Origin of the sequence: Prosthecobacter sp., assembly GCF_020439865.1 — a bacterium.
Classification (GTDB): domain Bacteria; phylum Verrucomicrobiota; class Verrucomicrobiia; order Verrucomicrobiales; family Verrucomicrobiaceae; genus Prosthecobacter.
The window spans coordinates 31,834-54,278 of record NZ_JAGRPF010000147.1; the positions used below are offsets into that span (position 1 = coordinate 31,834).

The window sequence follows — 22,445 nt, forward strand, 5'->3', positions numbered from 1 at the left end:
ATTACTTTTTGGTCGCAGGCTGCGCCTTCTTTTTGAGCGTCTCGATTTCTTTCTCCTGTTCCTCTGACTTCTTTTGCAACTGCTGCACGCGGTCCCAGAGCTTTTTCAGATCGGCGGGGGATTCGAGCCCGGCGCGGATGTCCTGCGTGGACTTCTTTGCGGCTTCCAGTACGGGATCGATGATGTCTCCGCCGCTGATGGCGAGCATCAAATCCAGCAGGCCCAGCGCTTTCGGGTCGCGCAGCGTTCCCAGTGCCTTGGCAGCGGCCACGCGCCAGTCGCGTCGTGGATCGCTGAGCTTTTCGGCAAGGAAATCGCGCACGGCATCGCGTTGCGCGTTGGTGGGACGACGTGCGAGGAAGGCCAGTGAATCAAATGCGGTTGCCACGTCGCGACCGCGCAAGTCATTGAGGGACTGCAGGCGTGCGAGGACATCGGGGACGGAGGATTCGTCATCCTGAGCACGCAACGAGCGGATCGCGGCGAGTTGAAGGGTGCTGTTGAAGCTCGTTCCCGCGAGCTGCGTGCGCAGCGCCTTCGCGATTTCCGGTTCGCCAGGGCGTGCGCCCCAGGTGGTGATGATGCTGGCGAGGATCTCAGGATTCTTTTCGCTCTGCGCCATCTTCCACAGGGTGTCGTTGGCGTCCGGTGTGTTCAACGCGGCCAGTGCCTGCACAACGGCTCTGCGAACCCGCGCATCCTTCTGGCCGCTGCTTCCGGCGATGAGCGCGGCGCGCGCCTCGGGCTCGGCGATCTTCGCGAGTGCTTTGGCGGCTTCGGATCGCACCGCGTAGAAGGCATCGTCACGCAGCGCCTTGCTGAGTTTGTCGATGCCCCTGTGGTCAAGCGTGCTGATGGCGAGCAGGCGCCCGATGACATCAGATTGCAGCTGTTTGTCGAGCATCGGTCCCGGCGGTGTGAAGGTGATCTTCGCCAGCACGGTGTAATCCGGGTCGATGCGAACGAGTTCGGGCTGGGCGGGAAGGGAGAAGTAAAAGTCTTCGACGTCCTTGCTGACGTCAGCTTTGAACTGCAGCGGCTTGTTTTGCCCGGCGATGGTGAAGCCGACCGGCAGCGGCAGACGGAAGAGACGAACCTGATCGCTGAGCTTCTGTGTTTGACGAACCGTGATCCTGGCCAGCTTGCTGCCGGCATCCCACGAGTAGTCGATCTTCAGCTCCGGCAAGCCTCCGTGAAACAGCCATTGGTCAAAGAACTGATCAAAGGACAGGCCGCTGACCTCCTCGATCACGTCCTGCAGATCTTCGGTGCGGACGATGCCGTTGCGATGCCGCTGAAGATAGGTCTGGATGCACTTACGGTAGAGGTCTGCACCCAGTTGGCTGCGCAGCATGTGCAGCACCCACGCGCCTTTCGGGTAGGCCCGCGAGTCGAACTGCTGCATCGGATCGCCGTAGTCTCGCCAGACGATCGGACGCGTGTCGTTCGACTGAAACACCTGCTGCGCCTCATGCCAGAGGGAATGGTTCATCGCATCGAGACCGAGCTTCTGCTCTTCGTAGAGGATCGTGTAGTAGCTGGCGAAGCCCTCGTTCAGCCAGAGATGCGACCAGTCGCGGCAGGTGACGAGATCGCCGAACCACTGGTGCGCGGTTTCGTGCGCATCAAGTCCGTGCAACGACCGAAGCTGTTCCATATCCGAATTGAACAGCATGTCGGCGGCTTCGAACGTGCAACTCGTGTTTTCCATTCCGCCTGCGAGGAAGTCGAGGCAATAGACCTGATAGTATTTGTCCCACGCAAATGGCACACCGATTTCCTTCTGGTAGAACTCGATGATCTTCCGCGTGTCCGTGAAAGCATTCGCAGCCTGCGCGGCATGCGAAGGCGGCACCAGCAGCGCGAGCGGCAGTTTGCCGGCCTTGTCCTCCAGCTTGTGGAAGTAACCGCATGCCATCGCGATGAGATAATTCACGTGCGGCTTGTCCTGCAGCCAGCGCCAGGCCACGCGGTCACCGGCTTCGGGCGTCTGACTCTTGAGCGTGCCGTTCGAAACGACTTCCATTCCCTTCGGGGCATGGCAGATGACCTCGCTGGTGAAGCGTTCGTTCGGGTAGTCGTAGCTCGGGAACCAGAAACGGTGCAGTTCCGCCTCGCCCTGGCTCCACACCTGAGTGTCGCCTTCCTTGTAGCCCATCTCCGGTGTGCGGAAATACAGACCGTGTTCGGGTTGCGCTGAATATGTCACCGCGACAGCAGCCTCCTCTTCCGGTGCGACGGCTTTGGCAAAGGTGATGATGAGCTTGTCGTTGGTCACCTCATGCTCGGCCACGCTGGCCCCTTCGGCGGTGATTTTTGAGATCTTCAAATCGACCGCATCGAGTTCCAGCGTCGTCAGCGGCAGCGCGATCGGTTTGAACCGGATCGTGGCGGTGCCGGCGATCGTGCGCTTCGCAAAGTCCGGTGTCACATCAAGCTTCAAGTGCAGGATGTCCGCCCGGCGGTCGCGTGCGTATTTGCGGCCCGGGATGATTTTGACGGGCTGCGGCAGCAGGTGCTTCTCGCAGTGCCGGCATTCGTAGGAATCGGCGAGCGCGGTGGAGGAGAGCAACGTCGCGGCGAGAAGAAGATGGGTGGTACGCATGACGGGCGCGAGCATCCCGAAGCCGTCGGAGATTGGCAAGGACAAAGCGGAAGGACTGCCGGTGCCGGCGCGTATTGCCCTCGTCATGCTCTCCTTCTCCGACCAGAGCCGGAATTCTTCGCGCCTACACCGGCGGGATTTCCTGCGTATTGGCGGTCTTGGTCTGGGCGGACTGTCCTTGAGCGATTTGATGGCCGCGTCCCAGAAGCGTCTTATCAAGGACAAGTCGGTCATCTTTCTCTTCATGCACGGCGGGCCGTCTCAGTTTGAGACCTTTGATCCGAAGATGGATGCGCCTTCGGAAATTCGCAGCGTGACGGGCGAGATCAAAACCACGCTGCCCGGCATCACGTTTGGCGGCAGCTTTGAGCGACTGGCGAAACTGGCGCACAAGTTCAGCATCGTGCGTTCCTTTGTGACCGGCGACGCCGTGCATGACATCAAGACCATCGTCGGCAAGGACACGATGAAGGCGAATCTCGGCTCGCTCTACTCGCGCATCGCCGGTCCGCTGCGCAAAGGCAGCGCCATGCCGACGAACGTGGCGCTGTTTCCGCAGTCCGTGGATGCGACGACGGGTCCGATCATCAAGCAATTCGGAGATTTCACCGCCAGCGGAGAGATGGGATCGACCTATCAGCCATTCGTGCCCGGCGCCGGCGGCGGTGCGCAGGCGGACATGACACTGAGCCTGCCTCAAGCACGTCTCGATGACCGGCGCATGCTGCTGTCCTCGCTCGATCAGTGGAAGCGGCAGATGGATGCAAGCGAAGCGGTCGGAGGCATGTCGGAGTTTCAATCGCTGGCCTTCGATGTGCTGCGACGCGGTGTTTCCGATGCATTTGATCTCTCGCGAGAAGATCCACGTCTCATCGCCCGCTACGACACGGCACCGCTGCTGCCGAAGGATCGCATCAGCACGCAGTGGAGAAACCGCGAGCACTATGCCGACAACGCCGCGACTCTCGGCAAGCTGCTGCTCATGGCGCGGCGTCTGTGCGAGCGCGGCTGCGGCTTTGTCACCGTCACGACCAGTTTCGTGTGGGACATGCACTCCGACATCAACAATGTGCCGGTGCGCACAGGCATGGACTATGTCGGGCGCCCGTTCGATCATGCGGTTTCGGCGCTCATCGAGGACATCGAAGCCCGCGGCCTGAGCGAGAAAATCATGCTCGTCTGCTGCGGCGAGATGGGGCGTTCGCCGAAGCTGAACGTAAAAGGCGGCCGCGATCATTGGGGTGGCCTCGCTCCGCTCATGGTTTACGGTGGTGGCCTGAAAATGGGCCGCGTCATCGGCCAGTCGGCGCGCAATGGCGGCGAACCGGCGTCTGAACCGGTGACGATCCCCGATTTGATCTCGACCATCATGCACACGCTCGTCGATGTCGGCGAAGCCCGCGTCACCGACGGCCTGCCTTCAGGCTTGCTCAATGTCCTCACTCGTGGCCAGCCAATCCGCGGCCTTGTTTGATTGATTCTCATGCCTCCTCTCCGCTTCATCCTCACCACCATTGCCTGCCTTTCGTCCCTCGCTCATGCTGATGACAAGCCGAAGCCGGTGACCCGCACATTTTATGTCTCGGGCGTCGAGTGCGGCAGTTGCGTGTATGCGGTGCAACAGTCGGTGACGGAGACCAAGGGTGTTGCCGATGTGACGGTGGTGCAGTTGATCGACTCCATTGCCAATGTGACCTTTGATCCTAAAGCGGTGAGCGACCAGCAGATCGCCCAGGCGGTGCGCGAGGCCTATCCGCTGCATGGCATGCCCTACCTCGCCACGCTGAAGCTGCGCATGCCGGGTTATGCGAAGAATGCCGCGAAAGTGGGCCGATTGTTCGCAGGGTGGAAAAAATCCGTGACAATGGAAGTGATCGACAAAGCGAAGGGAGAACTTGTTGTTCATTTCCTTCCTTTGGAGGTCGATGCGCAAAAGACCGCTCCACAGGGGTGGAGCATCGCGTTGCTGACGGAAGCCGCGAAAAGTCTGGGGCTGGACTTCAACGTGGAAAGCGAAGGGCAGTGATCTCCACCTTGCTTGGTGGAGGGCATCTGACCGGATTATTCGTCCGCCTTCTTTTTCTTCTTCGCTTTGCCTTCGCCTTTTTTCTTTTTCTCGGCTCCGGAGGTTGAAGGAACTTCGGATCCGGGAGGAGGAATTGCGGCGCCGAGTTTGGTCTTGATGTCGCTCATGCCGACTTCGCCGGCGAGACTGGTCCACTCATACGGGTCCTTGGAGTGATCGTAGAGTTCTTCGCTGCCATCGGCATATCGGATGTAGCGCCAGTTGGCGTCGCGCACGGCGTGGTTGCCTTTGCCGTGGGTGCACACGGCCACGCCGTCCCATTTCGCAGCGGGATCTTTGAGCAACGGCATCAGGCTTGCGCCTTTGACGTGTTCCGGCACGGGAAGACCGGTGAGTTCACAGAGGGTGGGATACATGTTCACGTAGTCCACGGGTGCTGCGCATGTGGTGCCGGGCTTGGTGATTCCGGGAGCGATGATGGCCATGCTGGTGCGTGTGGCCTCCTCCCAGAGGGTGAATTTGCGCCAGTGGTCCTTTTCACCGAGATGCCAGCCGTGGTCCGTCCACCACACGATGATGGTCTTGTCCTTGCGCGGGCTTTGATCGAGACCGTCGAGCAGGCGGCCGACCTGATCGTCGAGGAAGGAAATGGTCGCGAGATAGGCCTGCACGCCCTTCTTCCACTGGTCGCCTTTGACCACCGCGGCCTGATCACCCTCGGGTGCGGCCATCCTTTTGCCGGGTGCGGGCACATCATCGAGGTCGTTCTCCTTGGTGACCGGGAGCTTGATGTCGGCGAGTGGAAAACGGTCGAAGTATTCGCGCGGCACATACCATGGCAGGTGCGGCTTGATGTAACCGAGGGCGAGGAAGAGCGGCTTGTCGGTCGGAGCGGTCTTGAGATGGTTGATTGCCCAATCGGTGGCCTTGTAGTCACCCATGTCGGACGGTTTGGCATCGACCGGACCCCAGTCGAAGTGGCCGCGGTTGAGGCCGTTCATGTTTTCCTCGTGCTCCTTGATGCTGGGAAAAAGGCCCGCCCACTCGGTCCAGGTGTCCGTGCGGCCCTCGCTGCCGTAGCCGTGGTAAATCTTGCCGCCGCCGAGGGTGTTGTAACCGCTGGCGAGGAAGTGACGGTTGAGCGTGACGATGTTCTTCATCACGCCCTGCGCCGGATCGTTGTTGGTGTAAACACCGGTCTCCCATGGACGCAGGCCGCTCATCAGCGCCGCACGGGAGGGATTGCAGGCCGGCGCCGCGCAGTGTGAGTTCGTGAAGGCGGTGCCGCGCGCCACGAGGCGGTCGATGTTCGGTGTCCTCGCCTGCGGATGCCCGCCGAGGTAGCTGGTCCAGTCGTTCAAATCATCGACGGCGATGAACAGAACGTCCGGCTTCGATTCAGCAGCGAAAGCGGCGGTGGCGAGGAGGCAAAAGGCAAGGAGGCGCTTCATGGTCCGCCTTGAACGGAGTCATGAAGAGGGTCTTGCACCCCAACTCACGGGGCCTCCGTCTCCAGCCGGTACATCGTTCCCTCTTGGGAGAGCAGCACCGGCTCACCTTCGGGATCGGAAGCCACCAAGGTCGGATTGAATTTGTGATCCGCGCTCTTGCGATACAGCACGCTGCGCCGGCTGGCACGACCGCTGGCGGCGTCGATCCCCAGCGCCCAGACGGTGCCGAAACCCCAGTCGGCAAACACGAACGAACCGTCGAGCTGCGGCAGTTTTTTCCCGCGATACAGCAGCCCGCCGACGATGCAGATGCCTTCGCCCCGCATCCGAGTGTAGGCATGCACGGGATCGGTGGTGACCAGGTTTGGCAGATAGCCATGCTCATGGAAAAAGCTTTTGGCCGGGCCGTCGCGGTCGCTCCAGCCGTAGTTCGCGCCGCGTTCGACCCGATTGATCTCCTCCCACAGATCCTGACCCACATCGGCGCACCAGAGCTGGCCGGAACGTGCGTCGAACGAGAGCCCCCATGGGTTGCGAAAGCCGAGCGCGAAGATTTCTCCGCGCACGGTTTGTTCTTTGGCGAACGGATTGTCCGCAGGGATCGCATACGGCAGTGCGCCGCTGCGGCTGTTCACGTCGATCCGCAGGATCTTGCCGTGCAACACCCAGGGGTTCTGCGCCAGACGGTAGGGATCGTCACGCAGGCCACCGTCGCCCAGCGCGATGTAGAGCATTCCGTCTGGCCCAAAGGCGATGTGACCGCCCCAGTGATCCGCCAGCGGCTGGGGAATCTCCAGAATTACGCGCTCGGTTTCGGGCAGCGCCACGGGGTTGGGGGATTTCGATACGCGCATCTCGCTGATCACCGTCCGTCTCGGATCGTTCTGCGAGTAGCTGAGATAGAACAGACCGTTTTCGGCGAATCGCGGATGGAAGGCGATGCCATGAACGCCTTCTTCGAAGAGCAGCAGCGTCTTCATCTTTTCGCGGAAATCGAGGAACGGCCGCCCGTGGCCGCTGCCATCGAGCCGCACGGCGCAGAACTCACCGCGCTGCATGGCGACTACCTGTTCTCCGCTGTCGTCGGGTCGTGTGGCCAGCATCACCGGCGAGTCAAACTCACGGTCGAAGGCCAGCTTGCGAAGCACGAGGCCCGGCATCTGGTCCTCGGGAATTTCGAGAGGGGGGATGCCCGGCACGTCGGTGACGGCCTTCGGTGCCTCGGTTTCGGAAACGGCGTGACAACGGGAGCTGTCAGCACAAAAGAAGGCCGCCAGCGTCAGGCCGGGCAGCCAGAGTCTCGAACAGGGGATTTTTTTCATTGGGGGTGGTTGCGTGAACCGCATGGACCATGCCATGCAGACAGCGCTGCCGCCAGTTCGCTCGAGACACAGTTTCGTCAAAGTCAGCCGTCTTGAGATGTCGGCCTTTATGCGGCGTTTAATCCGCCCTATGAATTTTCTCATCCGCTCGACGCTGCATGGCAGCCTGGGTTTTGCCGCTGTCAGTGTGGCAGCCTATTCGATCTGGGCCTTTGCACCTCGCGTGGCCGGCAGTGAAATAGGCATGTATGCGCTGATCGCTCTCGTTTATCTCGGTGGAGCCGGTCTGGCATTGTGTGGGTTGTTGAAGGGAGAAAACAAGCTCGGGCGCTTCTACCGCATGTTTTTGCCCGCATTCTTTGGCTATGCGCTGATCTGGAGCCTGGCGTGGTTTTTGATCAAAGATCCGCCGGGCATGAAATTGCGTGAGTGGACCGGCGCGGCGGCGGGCACGTTGTTTTTCTCATGGGTGTGCTGGATCGCGCTGAAAAAGCCTGTGGGGTTCTGGGGCGCGGCGCTGGTACTTTTTGCCCTGCACACGCTGGGTTATTTTGTCGGCGGAAAGTGGATGTACGGTGTTTTGGGGACTGGAATCGAGGGCTGGACGAAGCCACAGGTCGCCATGGTGGCTAAATTGGGGTGGGGATTGTTCCACGGGCTTGGTTTTGGGGCAGGGATCGGGTTTATGCTTGGCTGGTGGCAGCGAGGGACGCGCTGACGCTTTGTGAATAACAAAGGACGCAAAAATCTTATCCAGATAAACTGATTCCACGTGTTGCACTCCTCCCACCACATGCCAATGATGGGCGCTCCTTCCTGAATGAGCGACCCAATCCGGCACGAGTGCGGCATAGCAGTGGTGCGGCTGAAAAAGCCGCTCGGATACTTCTATCAAAAATACGGCAACGCCCTCTACGGCTTTGACGCCCTTCAGGCGATCATGACCAAGCAGCGCAACCGCGGTCAGGACGGCATTGGCATCGGCTGCACCAAGCTCGACATGGCCCCCGGCCTCCCCTACATGTTCCGCGTGCGCAGCACGGAGAGCGTCGAACGCATCGCCCAGGTCTTTGACGATGAACGCAAGGAGTTCAAGCGCATCGCCCGTCGCATCGACAAGCAGCGCAAGGACGAGCGTGACCAGGAAGGCAAGGAGTTTGTGCCGTTCGAGGAAGACCCCGAGGCCATCAAACGCGAGTTCGAGATGGCGGGGGAGATTTACATCGGTCACCTGCGCTACGGAACCAGCGGCGATTTTGGCAAGGGCGCCCTGCATCCCTACATCCGCCGAACCACCTGGCCAACTCGCACGCTGATGGTGATGGGGAATTTCAACCTCACTAACACCCGCGAGCTCAACCAGATCATGATGAAGCGCGGGCAGCATCCCGTCTTCGGTACGGACACGCAGAGCGTGCTCGAGGAGATCGGCTTTCAGCTCGACGAGGCGCACACCAGACTTTATCACGACCTGCGTGACTCAGGCATGTCGGGGGAAAACATTCCCGCACACATCAGCGCACAGCTCGATGTGACCAAGGTCGTCCAGGACTCGGCGAAGCGTTGGGACGGCGGTTACGCCATCGTTGGCGTCATCGGCAACGGTGATCTCTTCGCGATGCGCGACCCCAGCGGCATCCGCCCCTGTCACTACTACGAAAACGACGAGATCCTCGCCATCGCTTCCGAGCGCGTCGCCCTGATGTCCGTTTTCGGCGTGCACGAGGAGGACGTCAGCGAGCTTCCTCCCGCCCACGTCGCCGTGGTCAAGGCCGACGGCAGCATGAGCGTCCAAAAGTTCACGGAACCGCGTGAGTTCAAGCCCTGCTCCTTTGAGTGCATCTACTTCTCCCGTGGCAACGACTCCGCCATTTACCAGCAGCGCAAGGCTCTCGGCGAACAGCTGGTGCCGCAGGTCGTGAAGGCGATCGACAACGACTTTGAGCACACGGTTCTCAGCTTCATTCCGAACACCGCCGAAACCGCGTACTTTGGCTTCCTCGACGGCCTGCGGAAAGCCCGCCGTGTGGTGGTGAAGGACGCGCTGCTTCAAATGCTGCGCGAAGGCCACTTCAACGCCGAAGACGAGGCGAAGCTTGACGACCTCGTGCTGCGCAACTGGCCGCGCGCGGAGAAGATTGCACTCAAGGACATCAAGATGCGCACCTTCATCGCCCAGGAAAACGGCCGTGACGCGCTCGTCTCCGGCAGCTACGACATCACTTATGGTGTCGTCACGGAGAAGGACAATCTCGTCGTCATCGACGACTCCATCGTGCGTGGCACGACGTTGAAGAAGAGCCTGCTTCGCATCCTGGCGCGCACCAATCCCAAGCGCATCATCGTCTGTTCCACCGCGCCACAGATCCGTTATCCAGACTGCTATGGCATCGACATGGCCGAACTGGGCAAGTTCATCGCATTCCAGGCCGCCATTTCACTCCTGCGTTCCCGCGGCATGTCCCACATTGTGCGTGAGACCTATCAGGCCTGCAAAGCTGAGATGAGGAAGCCCAAGGATCAGATGCGCAATGCGGTGAAGGCGATTTATGCGCCGTTCACTGATGAGGAAATTTCCGAACGCATCGCCCAGATGATCAGTCCGGAGGACACGCCATGGCACGGCACTGTCGAGGTCATCTACCAGTCCATACCCGGACTGCACAGCGCTTTGGGCGCCGAGTACGGTGACTGGTATTTCAGCGGCGATTATCCGACACCCGGTGGCTACTCCGTCGTGAACCAGTCGTTCATTCTCTACTGCGAAGCCAAAGACGGCCGCGCACACGAAGCGCTACTGTAGGTCGTGCTTCAAACCACTCCGAACGCGCAGACCTCGTTCTTGTTCGCGCAGAGGCGTGTGAGGTGAAACTCGGCGCAGAGAGGCTGGGCCTCGCGTTTGAGCACGTCGAGCAGGGGATACTCGTCGTGTCCCTTGAACTTGATCGTCACGATGAAATTCCGCATGCGCTTCTCGCGCAGCCACTCGATCAGCAGATCGATGCTTCGCTGCGGGGCGGCGATGACGTCGCAGACAAGCCAGTCCACGGTCTGCGGCGGCCGGTATTTAAAGGCGTCGGCGGTTTCAAAGTGCAGGCGCGGGTTGCGCATCAGGTCCTCGCGCAGTTCGGAGCGGTCCACGGCGATGACCGAAGCGCCACGCTGAATGGCGACGTAACTCCAGCTTCCAGGAGATGCGCCGAGATCGACACAGGTCTGGCCGCGTTCGATCTGGCGTCCGAGGCGCTGCTCGGACTCGACCAGTTTCGTGAAGGCACGGGAAGGCGCGCTTTTGTCATCAGCAAGCGGTACTTCGCCACGTGGGAACGACGAAATCAAACTTCGCAAAGCATAAGCACGCGGCGCGGGCGCTACGGAGAGCCAGCCGGTTTCGGGAGACGTGAGCACCCCTTGCACCAACGAGGTGTGGCAATCAAAAACAGCGTCTGTGTCGACCAGCGATCGCAGCATATGCCGGCGACGTTTTTTGAGCCGCTCCATCAGGCTTGCTCGAATCAACTCACAACGGTTTTGACCTGCTTTTCCCTCGCCATACTGAGGCCAGAGGTGCAGACGCCACGGCTGGTCATCGGGAAAGATGCCCGCGACGGATTCGATGATGCGGTCGGCCCACGCATTGATCGACGCAGCGTGGACTTCAACGGCATCGGGGAGCGTCTGACGTGCGAAGGCAAGCAGCAGTCCGTCGAGATTCACATCTGCGGCGAAACCGAGCCCGTCGATGTCGCGCAGTGCTGAACCGGGTGCGGCACGGCGCAGTTCATCCGCGAGAAAGGGCGCAGTGTCGGGATCAGCGAGAAAGAGATGCACGCTTGGCTTGGCCGGTCACGGTTTCGCAGGCACGTTTTCCTTGAAAGGGGACACGACTCCAAGGGTGGAGGGCAGAAAGTCGTCGGTGCGGAAGCAGGAGGCTGGGAGGCCCTCGGCGTTCACGAGATTCGCACCTTCCGGCCAGCTCGCCCAGGCGTAGCGCACTCCGACCGGCTGCGGCACGAATTCGTTCCAAACGACGACTTCATTGCCCTCGATCTTCGCCTTGGCCCAGACCCACTTCTGGTCGGCACCCGTGATTTGAAAGTGCTTCAATTCACCGCCGTCGCGCGTTTTCAAACCGCTGCCGGCATGCTCGAACTGGATGCGCACCTTGTCGCCTTCCACGACGGAGGAATGATACAGCGGACCGCAGAATTCGGTGCCGTTCTTCCCGTAGTCCTTCGCCAGCGCCCACAAGGCGAGCCGACGCCCGACCTCCTGCTTGTTCTTCGGGTGGATGTTCTTCTCCTCGCCGATGTCATTGATGATGGCGATGCCGCATTTGTCGAGCGTCTGTGCGGTGAGCGTCTGCGCTTCCTGAAGTTCGGCCCAGGTGTCGGCGACACCGGCGTCGGTGGTCGCCGGCCTGCCGTTTCCAAAACTGGCGAGCTGCACGATGTAGAATGAGAACGCGTCTACCCACTGCTTGCGCCAGTCGTTGATCATCGTGGGCAGCAGTTCCTGATATTGGAAAGCACGTTTCTGATTCGATTCGCCCTGATACCAGATGACACCCTTGACGCCGTAGGGAACGAGCGGGGCCACCATGCCGTTGAACAGCACGCTGGGATGATGCGGTGTCTTGGTCGGATCGTCAGACGGGCGGGGAGCCTGGGGCTTCGTCTTCTTTTTATCGGCGGGCAGCTTGGCATTTTCCGCATCGATTTTCTTCACGAGCTCCTTCCAGTCTGCCAGACGCTTCTCAAATGCGGCCTGCTCCTTCGGTCCGTCCCACTTCGCGACGTAGTCCTTCCAGTCAGCGAGCATTTCGGAGGCGCAGGGGCGCTCCTCCAGTGCTTCGCGGCTCGTCCAGGCCTCGATGCGTGTGCCGCCCCAGGAGGTGTTGATCAGGCCGACGGGCACGTGCAGCACCTGATGCAGGTGGCGGCCAAAGAAGTAACCCACGGCGGAGAAGTCGCCCACGTTCGCACTGGTGGCCTCTTTCCAGGCGCCTTTGCAGTCGGACTGGGGTGTCATGCTCGGGCTGCGTTCGACATTGAACATGCGGATTTGCGGATGATTGGCCGCGGCGATCTCCTCTTCGGCCTTGCCGGCCTGCTGTACCGTCCACTGCATGTTTGACTGGCCGGAGCAGATCCACACTTCGCCGACGAGCACGTTCTTGATCGTGATCGTGTTCTTACCGGCCACCACGAGATCGGCGGGCGTGGCGTTGGCGTTCATCGGGTTGAGCGTCACGGACCATTGGCCGGCGGGATCCGTGACGGAACTGTGGGTTTGATCTCCGAAAGTCACCTTCACGTCTTCGCCGACCTCGCCGGTGCCCCAGACTCGCACGAGCTGCATCTGCTGGAGCACCATGCCGTCGGAGAAAATCGTGGGCAGTTTGACCTCGGCATGCAGGCTGGTGGCCAGCAACAGGAGGCAGAAAAAGGCGTGTTTCATGAAAAAGTCTCGTGCGGGGTCCAAGTTCGGGCAAGTAAGCCAAATGTCACAGAAGTGTGCTGTCGTCCGTACGCTCGAGGCGGCCGATCTTCTTTTTGATCGTCTCCAGCAGAACGGTCATCTCATGCACGCAGCGGAAGCATTCCTTCTGCGTCTCCTCGTCGGCCAGTCCGGGCACGGCGGGATGAATCTTCATGAACTGAAGGGCGATGTTTTTGCAGGATTCGCGGATCTGGGCAATGGCGGCGGGTCGGTCCATGCTTTCAGCCTAGAGCGCCCCCACGCGCGTGCAAGATGCGGATCAGGCCGGAGCTCCGTTGGGTGAAGCATGAAGTCCCGGCTCCTGCTTCGGGCGTAAACCTCCGCACATTCGTCATTCCGCATTCGCGATTCGTCATTTAATCTGCCGCCCATGAACCTCGTCTCCAACGCCATCCGCTACTCGACCTACCTCCTCGCCATCGCGGGCGTGGTTGCCATGGGGTTCGTGCTGCAGACCATCCGCAGCCAGGAGTCGGCCATCCCGCCGCCGCCGGTCGCTCCGCCGCAGAAGGACGCGCCTGACAACATCGCCGCCACGGGCATTCTCGAAGCGAAGGATGAAAACATCGAGATCGGCGTGCCGGCTCCGGGTCTGGTCGAGGCGGTCAAGGTCGCCGTCAATCAGGTCGTCAAGGAGGGGGATCCGCTGCTCATCCTCGACGATCGCGAGCTGCGCGCGGCATTGTTGAAGCTGAATGCCGCGGTTGTTGTGGCCGAGGCCAACAAGGCTGTCGCGCAGGCTGAGCAGGTCAAAATGCAGGACATGCTCGACCGCCTGAAGTCCATCCCGGATCAGCGCGCGATCAGCCAGGACGACCTGCGCAACCGCACCAATGACGAGCGGGTGGCCAAGGCCCAGTTGCAGGCTGCCGAGGCCCAGCTCGCCGCCGCACAGGCGGATGTGAAGCAGACGCAGCTCCTCATCGACCGCCTCACCGTCAAAGCCCCGAAGTCCGGCACGATCCTGCAGGTGAACATCCGCGCCGGCGAATACGCTTCCCCGCAGAACAAACAGCCCGCGCTTGTCCTCGGGGACATTTCCACGCTGCACGTGCGCGCCGATGTCGATGAACAAAACGCCATGGGCGTCGCCCCCGGTCTTGATGCCAGTTTTTCCCTCAAGAGCGATTCCTCGAAGAAGTTTAAAGTGCAGTTCGTCCGCATCGAGCCCTACGTCATCCCCAAGGTCTCCCTCACCGGTGCGAGTACCGAACGCGTGGACACCCGCGTGCTCCAGGTCATCTACAAGCTCGACAAACCGCAGGATCAAAACCTCTACGTCGGGCAGCAGGTGGATGTGTTTATTCCGAGGAAGAAGCAGCTTTGATTTTGCCGTCGGCTGTCCGCCGCTTTGTCGTCTAAACGCCTTTTTCCATCGAGATGAAAACCTGTTTGCTGTTCATCGTGAGCGTGATCGCCTCCTGCAGCCAAATCGACCAACGGGCCACCGAAGTTGAGATTGAGGCGGCTGCGAAACGAATTGCCGGCAAACATCTGCCATCGTCAGCGCAGCTTGCCTCGCGTCTGACGAAGGAAAGCGATGGTATTTGGCGGGTGCAGGTTCACCAGATTGATCCCAGGCACACGAATTGCGGCTGCATTTTGTTTGTGCCCGGAACGGGGAGGGAGATGCTCTTCAAACCGTCAGGCAGACTCATCAGCAATGTGGCCCTGCACTGACCTCAGACGAGGCGGCTGCATCCTGGTCGCTTTCCGTGTGTAAGAGTGAGGTTGCTGGGAGGGCAGAAGAACAAATTGAGTCCCCCGAAATCCCACGCATGAATGTCCGCCCCATTGATTTCGCCCATGCATTACATTTCCACCCGCGGCCAGACGAAGCCGCATACGTTTTCTGAAGCCGTTGAAGCCGGACTGGCGCCGGATGGCGGGCTGTTTTTGCCGGACAATCTGCCCAGCATTGCTGACAAACTGACCGCCTGGTCGAAGCTGACGTATCCTGAACTCGCGGCGGAGTTTTTCACGCTGTTCGCGCCGGAGATCAGCAACGCGGAGTGGCATCAGCTCACGGCGGAGGCCTACCGCCGTTTCGATTCACCGGACGTGGCGCCGCTGAAGAAGATCACGGACAAAACTTATGTGCTGGAGCTGTTCCACGGCCCGACCCTCGCCTTCAAGGACTTCGCGCTGCAATTGCTCGGCCTGCTTTACAAGCGTCAGGTCGAGCACAGCGGCAAACGCCTCGCCGTGCTCGGTGCCACGTCCGGCGACACCGGTTCTGCGGCGATTCACGGCTGCATGGGGCAGGACGGCATCACCATTTTCATTCTGTATCCCAACGGACGCGTGGCGCCGCTGCAGGAGCGCCAGATGGCCTGCACGGGCGCGGACAATGTCTTCGCCATTCCGGTTCCCGGAACGTTCGACGATGCGCAGCGAGTGGTGAAGGACACGTTTGGCGACACCGCCTTCGCGAACTCGGTGAACCTCTCCGCGGTAAACTCGATCAACATCGCCCGCGTGCTGGCGCAATGCGTCTATTACATCTGGGCGTCGTTGAAACTGCCTGAAGAAGTCAGGGCTACGGCCGAATACGTCGTGCCCACCGGTAACTTCGGCAACGTGCTCGCCGGCTGGCTGGCGCAGCAGACGGGCATGCCGGCGGGCGGTTTCCGCGTGGCGACGAATCAGAACGACATCCTGCATCGCTTCTTCACCTCGGGTGACTATCATCAGAGCGACGTGCATCCGAGCCATGCGCCGAGCATGGACATCCAGGCGGCGTCGAACTTTGAGCGCTTCCTCTATTACATCCTCGATCAGAATCCTCAGCGCGTGCGCGAGGTGATGACGCAGATCAAATCGGGCGCACCATTCAAGATCGACCTGCCGAAAACCTCGATGCGCTCCACGCGCATGGACGATGCGCAGATCGAGCGCGTCATCGCGCAGATGTGGCAGGACTGGCAGTATGTGCTCGATCCGCACACCGCCTGCGCTTTCACCGACATGGCGCAGGATCGCGTGAGCGTGGTGCTGTCCACGGCGAGCCCGGCGAAATTCCCCGACGTGGTCAAACAAGCCACCGGCAGCGAGCCGACGCATCCAACACTCGAAGCGTTGAAGTCGAAGCCTTTGCAAACCTGGCCGCTTCCTGCTGACGTGGCCGAGGTGCAGGCGTTCATTCGGAAACACATAAGTCACGGAACGAATCCTTGACGTTCTCGGCAGGGGCTTGGTTTAATCCCATAAAGACATCTCATGAACCTGCTGCCCCTATCCTTCGACGTCACCGGCCTGCTGGACCTCTCCCCCTACCTGACCAAGGGCAGCGACACCGGCAACGGCGTCACGCTCATGATCGGTGACATGTACTCCTGGGGTCTTCTCGGTGGCGGGCCGTTGCTGATCCTGGCGGCCCTGATGCTGGTGAAGATCATGTATGCGCGGGTGAAGTTCTTCGCCCTCGAGTACGGCAATGGTGGTTTCTTCGGCCGCGTCAGGGCGATCGCTCCTTTCATCACCTTGGGGACCGCCTTGTTTCTGGTCGGAGTGGCCGCGCTCTGGATCGGCTGGCAGGTTCTCGGCTACTCCGTGACGGTCAATGCCAAAGGAGTCACTGAGACGACGCAGGAACAGACGATTCACTATGAGTGGGCCGATGCCACCGGCGCCTCGAAGCGCGTCAAGTCCACCGAGTTTTGGGTGACCTTCGCCAAGGACGGCCGCAAGTGCCGCGTGGATTTCCAGCAGCGTTTCATTGGTGAAAAGGTTCAGGACAAGGCGATCGAGATCGTCGAAAACGCGCTGCTCTATTCCAAGGTGCCGCGGCTCGAGTAGCCGGCGTTACTTGAGCGCCTTGACCAGCACCTTCGAGTTTCGGCCGCTCTTGTCGTACTTTTCGCGGCGGCTGAGCGGCAGGGCGCTCGGATCGGTCACGGTGTAACCCATCTTCTCCTCAAAAAAGCGGAAGGCCTGTGTACTGAGAGCCACGATGACTTCGCAGCCGCGCTGTTTCGCCGTCTCCTCGGCAAAGGCCACGAGCTTGCGGCCATGATTCTTGTTCTTGTGCGAGCGGCGGACGAACAGACAGGCCAGTTCGGCGATCTTCCGCCCGTCCTCCTCGTAGGTGTGCACGGCCACGGAACCGATGGGGTTGCCGTCGAGCTCGAGCACGAAGAAGTCTTTGATCTTCGACTGAATCTGATCGCGTGACCGCGGCACGAGCGCCGCCTCATCCATGCTCTGCTGCATCATGGAGAGGAGTTCGGGCACGTCGGAGGAACGGGCCTTGCGGATCTGCTGGTAGTCGTCGGCATGAATCATCGTGCCGACGCCTTCATTGGAGAACAACTCGGCCAGCAGCGCCTCGTCCTGCGTTCCGTCGACGATGTGGACGCGCGGCACGCCTTCCTGGCAGGCCAGCGCGGCATAGCGCAGCTTCGAGAGCATGCTCACATCCTGCTTCGTATCCTTCTTCTTGTACATCTCCCGCGCCTCGGCCACGGAGATCTGGGCCAGCCGCGTGCCGTCCGCGTTCGTAAGGCCGGATTCGGCGACAAAGATGACTTTCGCAGCCTGCAGCGCGATGGCGACCTCGACGGCAACGGCGTCGGAGTTCAGCCGCAGCGTGGTGCCTTTGCCGTCATAGCCGAGCGGGGGAAGAATGGGAATGATGTCCGCCTTCAGCAGCGAGCGCAGCGATTCTTCATCGACACGTTCGATGCGGCCCGTGAACTGCTGATCCACGCCGTCGATGACCCCGGCTGGGTGAACGGCGAGCGCGTTGGAAACGGCCACGGGCATCTCCAGCGCGGTCAGATCGGCGATGAGATCGCTGCACTGGTGCATGATCGCGTCCACGGCGATCTCGATGCCCGCGGAATCGGTGAGCCCCATGCCGTCATCATTGTAGAGCGTGATGCCGCGTTTGGCCGCAAGCGCACGAACCTGGGCGCGTGCGCCGAACACGAGCACGACCTCGATGTTCAGCGACTGCAGCACCGCCACGTCCTGGAGAATGCTGGCGAAGCCGGGCTGCGTCATGAGCGCGCCATCAAAGGCGATCACGAAAACACGCTGCCGGAACTGCGGCACGTAGCGCAGGATGCCGCGCAAATCTTCGAAGCGTTGCTGGGGTTTGGTGGGGTCGTTGTTCAAGGTCGTAGCTATCAAGATAGCACAACTGCGGCGATCTCATCCCAAAGTTTGTCGATCTCCTTCGGCCCATGCGACGGCTTGCCGGCTTTCGAGAACCAGTAGTCCGCGTTCCATTGATCTCCCTCGATCACATGCAGCAGGGCATGAATCCACGAGCCCATCTTGGTGTGGATGTCCTGTGCGATGTTGTGCGCGGAATCCCAGTCGCCATTTTTTACATGCCAGAGAGCGTGGGCCTCGGGCGAGAGGCCCGAGGGATCTTTGAGAGCCTGGAGTTCGGCGGGGGACATGGCAAAATGACGAGGGCGATTTTAGAATGACGAAGGCATTCCACGTTCGTCATTCCGGCGAAGCCGGTCAATCATCCTCAGGCAGCGGTTTGCCCTTGGTCTCAGGAGCAAACGGCAGAATGCAGATGCCCATGAGGAAGATGACGCACATGGTCATGGCGGCGTAGCGCAGCGGCAGCGCCGGATCCTGTGTGGCAAACTTGCCGTAGATGCCTGCGGTGAGCGTGGCGGAGAAGAAGCTGCCGCCGGCCGCGGCAAAGCGTCCAAGATTGTAGCAGAAGCTGGTGCCCGTGCTGCGCAGCTTGCTGGGGAAGAGCTCCGGCAGGTAGATGGCGAAACCGGCGAACACGCTCAGCTGCACGGCGCCCATGAAGAACATCATCCAGCGTGCGGCGATCGGGTCGCTCATCTTCCAATAGACGAGGAAGGTCACGACAAGCGCGGCGCTGAAGCCGAGGAAGAAAGCGAGGCGGCGGCCCATTTTGGCCACATTGGTAAACAAGGTCATGCCGACAGCGGCTCCCAGCATGTTCCAAAGATAGGCCACGGAGATCGCATGATTGACCTCGGCGGCGATTTGGTCGGCCGCGATGCCGGCTTTTTCAAAGTGCTGCCGGAAGACGACCTTCTGCAGGTCCACGGCGTACTCGCCGATGGCCCAGAGACCAATGACACCCGTGCTGGCGATGACAGCGCCGACGAGGAGGTTCTTCCGCCAGTGCGCGCTGGCGAGAAGGCCGGCATACGGTGCAAAGATGCTGCCCTTCGGAAGCTGGTCGGTGTCTTTCAGGTGTTGCCACGCGTCAGGTTCCTTCAGGTATTTCCGGGTGAAGATGATCATCAGCGCAGGTGCCGCTCCGATGAGGAACATCCAGCGCCAGCCGGATCCGGCATGAATCGTGCCGCTGGCTTCAAGGGAGTCGATGCCGATTTTGGCGAAGCCCGCGGCGAGGTTGCCGATGGTGGAGAGAATCTGCAGCAGCCCCAGACACTGGGTGCGTGCGCCATTCGGAACGGTTTCCGCGATCAAGGACACTGCGAGACCGAACACGCCGCCCACACCCACGCCCGTCAGGAAGCGGAAGATGGTGAAGTCCGTTTGAGTGCGGCTGAAATAGCTCAGGCCGGTGAAAGCGGAATAGATCAAAATCGTCAGGGTCAGCATCCTGGCCCGGCCATATTTGTCTCCCAGTGCACCGAAGGTCAGACCACCCACGCCCCAGCCGATGAGGAAGCAGGCCGTCACGATTTTGCCGAATGCCTGCAGGTCAGGGCTTGTCGGAGGCAGTTTCATCAGTTCGACGAGCGCGGGCACGCGTGCGAGCGAAAACAGACGCTGATCGAGGCAGTCAAAAAACCATGCAGCAGAGGCCACAATCAGAACAAACCAATGGTAGCCGTTCATCTGTTTGTACCAAGGCGCGTTCGAGTCGGGAATGGTCGGAGTGCTCATGAGAAGCGCGGATGTTGAATGACATGGCGGGAGATGACAATCACGAAATCACGTTAATCATGCCCGTGTCATGGCAGCCGCTTCTTTCAATGTTATCGGCATCGGTGCGGCCACGCTCGATGCGCTCTCGATTGTCCCTGAGTTCCGCGCGGACGAGCACGTGACGCAGGCGCTTGCACACGTCGAGGAAGGCGGCGGTCCCGTGGCAACGGCGTTGTGCGTGCTCGCAGCAGGCGGACATCGTTGTGTGTTGATTGATCGCTGCGGTGACGATGTGACGGGACGGAGAATCCGTGCTGGCCTGGAGGAATTCGGAGTGGACGCCTCTCATGTGCGCGTGATGCCGGGAGCACGCTCTGCGAGCGCGAGCATTCTGGTGCGTCAGAGTGATGGAGCCCGCCAGATTGTCTATGTGCCGTCCACGGCGGGTGAGCCTGCGCCCGATGAGGTGGATGCATCGCTATTCACTCACGCGCGACTGCTTCATCTCAACGGCCGCCACGAAGCTGCCGCACGTCATGCGGCGGGGCTCGCTCAGCAGCACGGGGTGTCCATCTCCTTTGACGGTGGCGCGGGCCGATGGCGGGAATCTTTGCGTGATCTCGTCGATGCGAGCCATATCCGCATCGTGGCTCGTGAATTCGCGGAACGATGCACGGGAGCGAGTGATTTGCAGGAGATGGCTGCGGCGTTGCTGCAGCCGCCTGCGCAGATCGTGGTAATCACCGTCGGCTCGGGGGGCAGTCACGTTTGGACTTCGAAGGGGGCTCATTTCCATCAGCCGGCCTGCGCATGCCTTGTGACCGACACGACGGGTTGTGGCGATGTTTTCCACGGATGGTTTCTGCATGGCTGGCTCAAAGGCGATGCCGTGGAACAATGCGCGGCGGTCGCCGGCCGCCAGGCGGCGTTGACGGCCGAAAAACTGGGCGGTCGCCATACCCTGCGGCTGAAACTTTGAAGCTTGAACATTGAACTTTGGCAGTGAGGCAGTAAACAGACGCATGCGCAGAAACGTCGTATTATTCCTGCCGTTGATTCTCGCCTTCGTCGTTGTGGCCTGCGCCACCTATGACGGCTCGCGCATCGCACGTTGGGAGGCGCGATTTCGCCCAGTGTCTCCCGGTGCCATGACGCCGGATCAGCTGCTCGCCGAGGCACGGGTGAAGCTCGACATCATTCCCTCCGGCACGGTGGGCCGTCGCTACTATCGGCCGATGAAGCCGCGCTACATCACCATCCACAGCACGCAGAACTACACGGGCAACGCGTACAATCATGCGCTCGCGTTGAAACGTGGCGCCTTGCGCGCTCCGAAGCGCAAGGGGGGCAATCGCATCGGCTATCTCACCTGGCACTTCACCGTGCAGGATGACATCGCCATCCAGCATCTGCCCTGCCGGGAGCAAGGCGAGCACGCCGACTTCGACGGCCCCGGCAACAATTACAGCATCGGCATCGAGATGTGCGAGCACAATGGCAACGACCTCGCTATGACCATCGACCGCACCGCGCGTCTAGCCGCGTATCTCATGCGTGCGTATGACATTCCGCTCAGCCATGTGGTTCCGCACTACCACTGGCCGCGCGCCGGGGTAAGCCCGGCACACAAGGACTGTCCGCACTTCCTGCTGGAGCGCGGACGTCCGGGCCACACATGGCAGTGGTTCCTCAACCGCGTCAATTTTCATTACAGCCGCATGTTGCCAGGACCTGCCACACCACTTGGGTGAGCCATGAAACGCGCAGTTCTCCAGTTCGCACTCGTGCTCACTGTCGTGTCGGCGGTGTGGGGTCAGAGCGCTGTCGCGTGGCCCGAAAAGCCGGTGCCCAGCGTCAGCGAGCGTGTGGCGATCCTCGACGACAAACGTATCAACGAAAGTTCCGGCCTCGCGCTTGGCAGCCGTGATCGCTCGATCTTCTGGACGATGAACGATTCCGGGGGCGAGCCCTGTGTCTTCGCCATCGACCGCAGCGGCAAGACCCGCGCGAAGGTGCGGGTGCGTGACGCTGCAAATTTTGACTGGGAGGGGCTCGCGATGGGCAAGGATGAGAAGGGGGCTCCGGCGCTCTTCATTGGCGACATCGGCGACAATCTTCTTCTGCGACCTTCGGTCCAAGTTTATCAGATCCCCGAACCGGAGATCAATGTGCCTGGCAAAACTGTTGCGGAAACCGAAACAGCAGCACCACAGCTTTGGCGTGCGAACTACCCCGATGGAAGGCACAACGCCGAGAGCTTGCTGGTTCATCCGCGAACCAACCGGCTCTACATTTTGACCAAGAGCGAAGAAGGCAAAAGCGCGTTGTATGCGTTTCCTCAGCCGTTGAAGCCCAAAGAGAGCATGGTTCTGGAGAAGATCGTCGACATTCAGTTTCCTGAACTGATCCGCGCCGGCAAGCGCCCCCATGACAATTGCATGGCCAGTGGTGCGAGCTTCGCTCCGGACGGTTCACGCATGGTCGTCTGCACCTACAGCAGCCTCTATGAATGGATATTGCCGGAAGGCAAACCGCTGGCTGTAGCCCTGAAGCAGCCTCCTGTGCGCATAGAACCCGAGCTGCTGAGGCAGGTCGAAGGCGTCTGCTACGACGCCGACAACATCACGCTCTGGCTCACCAGCGAACATCTGCCGACGCCGCTGCTGAAAGTGAAGCGCTGACCCACAGCCGGCTCA

At 60.7% G+C, this 22,445-nt stretch carries 20 protein-coding genes; 11 read left to right on the forward strand and 9 right to left on the reverse strand.

Annotated features, from left to right (window positions below):
- Position 1: 1 nt before the first annotated feature.
- Positions 2–2,605: a M1 family metallopeptidase gene (locus KDL09_RS18105; protein ID WP_294388287.1), complete on the reverse strand. Its 2,604-nt coding sequence runs from the start codon at positions 2,603–2,605 to the stop codon at positions 2–4.
- On the opposite strand from KDL09_RS18105, the gene KDL09_RS18110 reads away from it, so the two are divergent.
- Both KDL09_RS18110 and KDL09_RS18115 read left to right on the forward strand, forming a co-directional pair.
- On the forward strand, positions 2,604–4,079 hold the full coding sequence (locus tag KDL09_RS18110) for a DUF1501 domain-containing protein (RefSeq protein ID WP_294388290.1): 1,476 nt from the start codon (positions 2,604–2,606) through the stop codon (positions 4,077–4,079). The genes KDL09_RS18105 and KDL09_RS18110 overlap by 2 nt on opposite strands.
- 9 nt (positions 4,080–4,088) lie before the next feature.
- Entirely contained in the window at positions 4,089–4,631 is a 543-nt protein-coding gene (locus tag KDL09_RS18115) for a cation transporter (protein ID WP_294388293.1), read from the forward strand.
- Between the two features lie 35 nt (positions 4,632–4,666).
- Here the strand turns inward: KDL09_RS18115 and KDL09_RS18120 are convergent, their stop codons facing one another.
- Together KDL09_RS18120 and KDL09_RS18125 are read right to left on the reverse strand one after the other, a co-directional pair.
- Positions 4,667–6,082 (reverse strand): sulfatase, encoded by a 1,416-nt coding sequence (locus tag KDL09_RS18120; RefSeq protein ID WP_294388297.1) that lies wholly within the window; start codon positions 6,080–6,082, stop codon positions 4,667–4,669.
- 44 nt (positions 6,083–6,126) lie between these two features.
- Entirely contained in the window at positions 6,127–7,404 is a 1,278-nt protein-coding gene (locus KDL09_RS18125; RefSeq protein WP_294388300.1) for a PQQ-dependent sugar dehydrogenase, read from the reverse strand.
- A 130-nt stretch (positions 7,405–7,534) separates the two neighbouring features.
- On the opposite strand from KDL09_RS18125, the gene KDL09_RS18130 reads away from it, so the two are divergent.
- Entirely contained in the window at positions 7,535–8,122 is a 588-nt protein-coding gene (locus KDL09_RS18130; protein ID WP_294388303.1) for a hypothetical protein, read from the forward strand.
- A 102-nt stretch (positions 8,123–8,224) separates the two neighbouring features.
- The gene (locus tag KDL09_RS18135) at positions 8,225–10,207 is read left to right on the forward strand and encodes an amidophosphoribosyltransferase (RefSeq protein WP_294388305.1); all 1,983 of its coding nucleotides are present in this window, start codon (positions 8,225–8,227) and stop codon (positions 10,205–10,207) included.
- Between the two features lie 8 nt (positions 10,208–10,215).
- On the opposite strand, the gene KDL09_RS18140 is transcribed toward KDL09_RS18135, so the two are convergent.
- From KDL09_RS18140 to KDL09_RS18150, 3 genes are read right to left on the reverse strand one after another with little or no spacing between them, the layout of a single operon-like run.
- The gene (locus tag KDL09_RS18140) at positions 10,216–11,235 is read right to left on the reverse strand and encodes an SAM-dependent methyltransferase (protein WP_294388308.1); all 1,020 of its coding nucleotides are present in this window, start codon (positions 11,233–11,235) and stop codon (positions 10,216–10,218) included.
- A gap of 15 nt (positions 11,236–11,250) precedes the next feature.
- Complete coding sequence (locus tag KDL09_RS18145; protein WP_294388311.1) at positions 11,251–12,864, reverse strand: sialate O-acetylesterase; 1,614 nt, start codon at positions 12,862–12,864, stop codon at positions 11,251–11,253.
- A gap of 46 nt (positions 12,865–12,910) precedes the next feature.
- A complete protein-coding gene (locus tag KDL09_RS18150; RefSeq protein WP_294388312.1) occupies positions 12,911–13,123 on the reverse strand; it encodes a hypothetical protein in 213 nt (70 codons plus the stop codon).
- 153 nt (positions 13,124–13,276) lie between these two features.
- On the opposite strand from KDL09_RS18150, the gene KDL09_RS18155 reads away from it, so the two are divergent.
- From KDL09_RS18155 to KDL09_RS18170, 4 genes are all read left to right on the forward strand, one after another.
- Positions 13,277–14,233 carry an efflux RND transporter periplasmic adaptor subunit gene (locus KDL09_RS18155; protein WP_294388315.1) on the forward strand — a complete coding sequence of 319 codons (957 nt, stop codon included), beginning with the start codon at positions 13,277–13,279 and terminating at the stop codon, positions 14,231–14,233.
- Between the two features lie 53 nt (positions 14,234–14,286).
- Complete coding sequence (locus tag KDL09_RS18160) at positions 14,287–14,586, forward strand: hypothetical protein (RefSeq protein WP_294388317.1); 300 nt, start codon at positions 14,287–14,289, stop codon at positions 14,584–14,586.
- A gap of 126 nt (positions 14,587–14,712) precedes the next feature.
- Positions 14,713–16,083, forward strand: a complete 1,371-nt coding sequence (gene thrC / locus KDL09_RS18165) for a threonine synthase (protein ID WP_294388320.1) — start codon at positions 14,713–14,715, stop codon at positions 16,081–16,083.
- A gap of 42 nt (positions 16,084–16,125) precedes the next feature.
- A complete protein-coding gene (locus tag KDL09_RS18170; protein WP_294388322.1) occupies positions 16,126–16,704 on the forward strand; it encodes a hypothetical protein in 579 nt (192 codons plus the stop codon).
- 6 nt (positions 16,705–16,710) lie between these two features.
- On the opposite strand, the gene argA is transcribed toward KDL09_RS18170, so the two are convergent.
- The 3 genes from argA to KDL09_RS18185 form a co-directional block, all read right to left on the reverse strand.
- Positions 16,711–18,024: an amino-acid N-acetyltransferase gene (gene argA / locus KDL09_RS18175; RefSeq protein WP_294388324.1), complete on the reverse strand. Its 1,314-nt coding sequence runs from the start codon at positions 18,022–18,024 to the stop codon at positions 16,711–16,713.
- A gap of 11 nt (positions 18,025–18,035) precedes the next feature.
- Complete coding sequence (locus tag KDL09_RS18180) at positions 18,036–18,314, reverse strand: hypothetical protein (RefSeq protein ID WP_294388326.1); 279 nt, start codon at positions 18,312–18,314, stop codon at positions 18,036–18,038.
- 67 nt (positions 18,315–18,381) lie between these two features.
- Positions 18,382–19,767 carry an MFS transporter gene (locus tag KDL09_RS18185; protein ID WP_294388328.1) on the reverse strand — a complete coding sequence of 462 codons (1,386 nt, stop codon included), beginning with the start codon at positions 19,765–19,767 and terminating at the stop codon, positions 18,382–18,384.
- Positions 19,768–19,837: 70 nt separating this feature from the next.
- On the opposite strand from KDL09_RS18185, the gene KDL09_RS18190 reads away from it, so the two are divergent.
- From KDL09_RS18190 to KDL09_RS18200, 3 genes are read left to right on the forward strand one after another with little or no spacing between them, the layout of a single operon-like run.
- Positions 19,838–20,728: a PfkB family carbohydrate kinase gene (locus tag KDL09_RS18190; protein ID WP_294388330.1), complete on the forward strand. Its 891-nt coding sequence runs from the start codon at positions 19,838–19,840 to the stop codon at positions 20,726–20,728.
- A 43-nt stretch (positions 20,729–20,771) separates the two neighbouring features.
- On the forward strand, positions 20,772–21,500 hold the full coding sequence (locus tag KDL09_RS18195) for an N-acetylmuramoyl-L-alanine amidase (protein ID WP_294388332.1): 729 nt from the start codon (positions 20,772–20,774) through the stop codon (positions 21,498–21,500).
- A 3-nt stretch (positions 21,501–21,503) separates the two neighbouring features.
- On the forward strand, positions 21,504–22,430 hold the full coding sequence (locus KDL09_RS18200; RefSeq protein WP_294388335.1) for a hypothetical protein: 927 nt from the start codon (positions 21,504–21,506) through the stop codon (positions 22,428–22,430).
- Positions 22,431–22,445 lie beyond the last annotated feature (15 nt).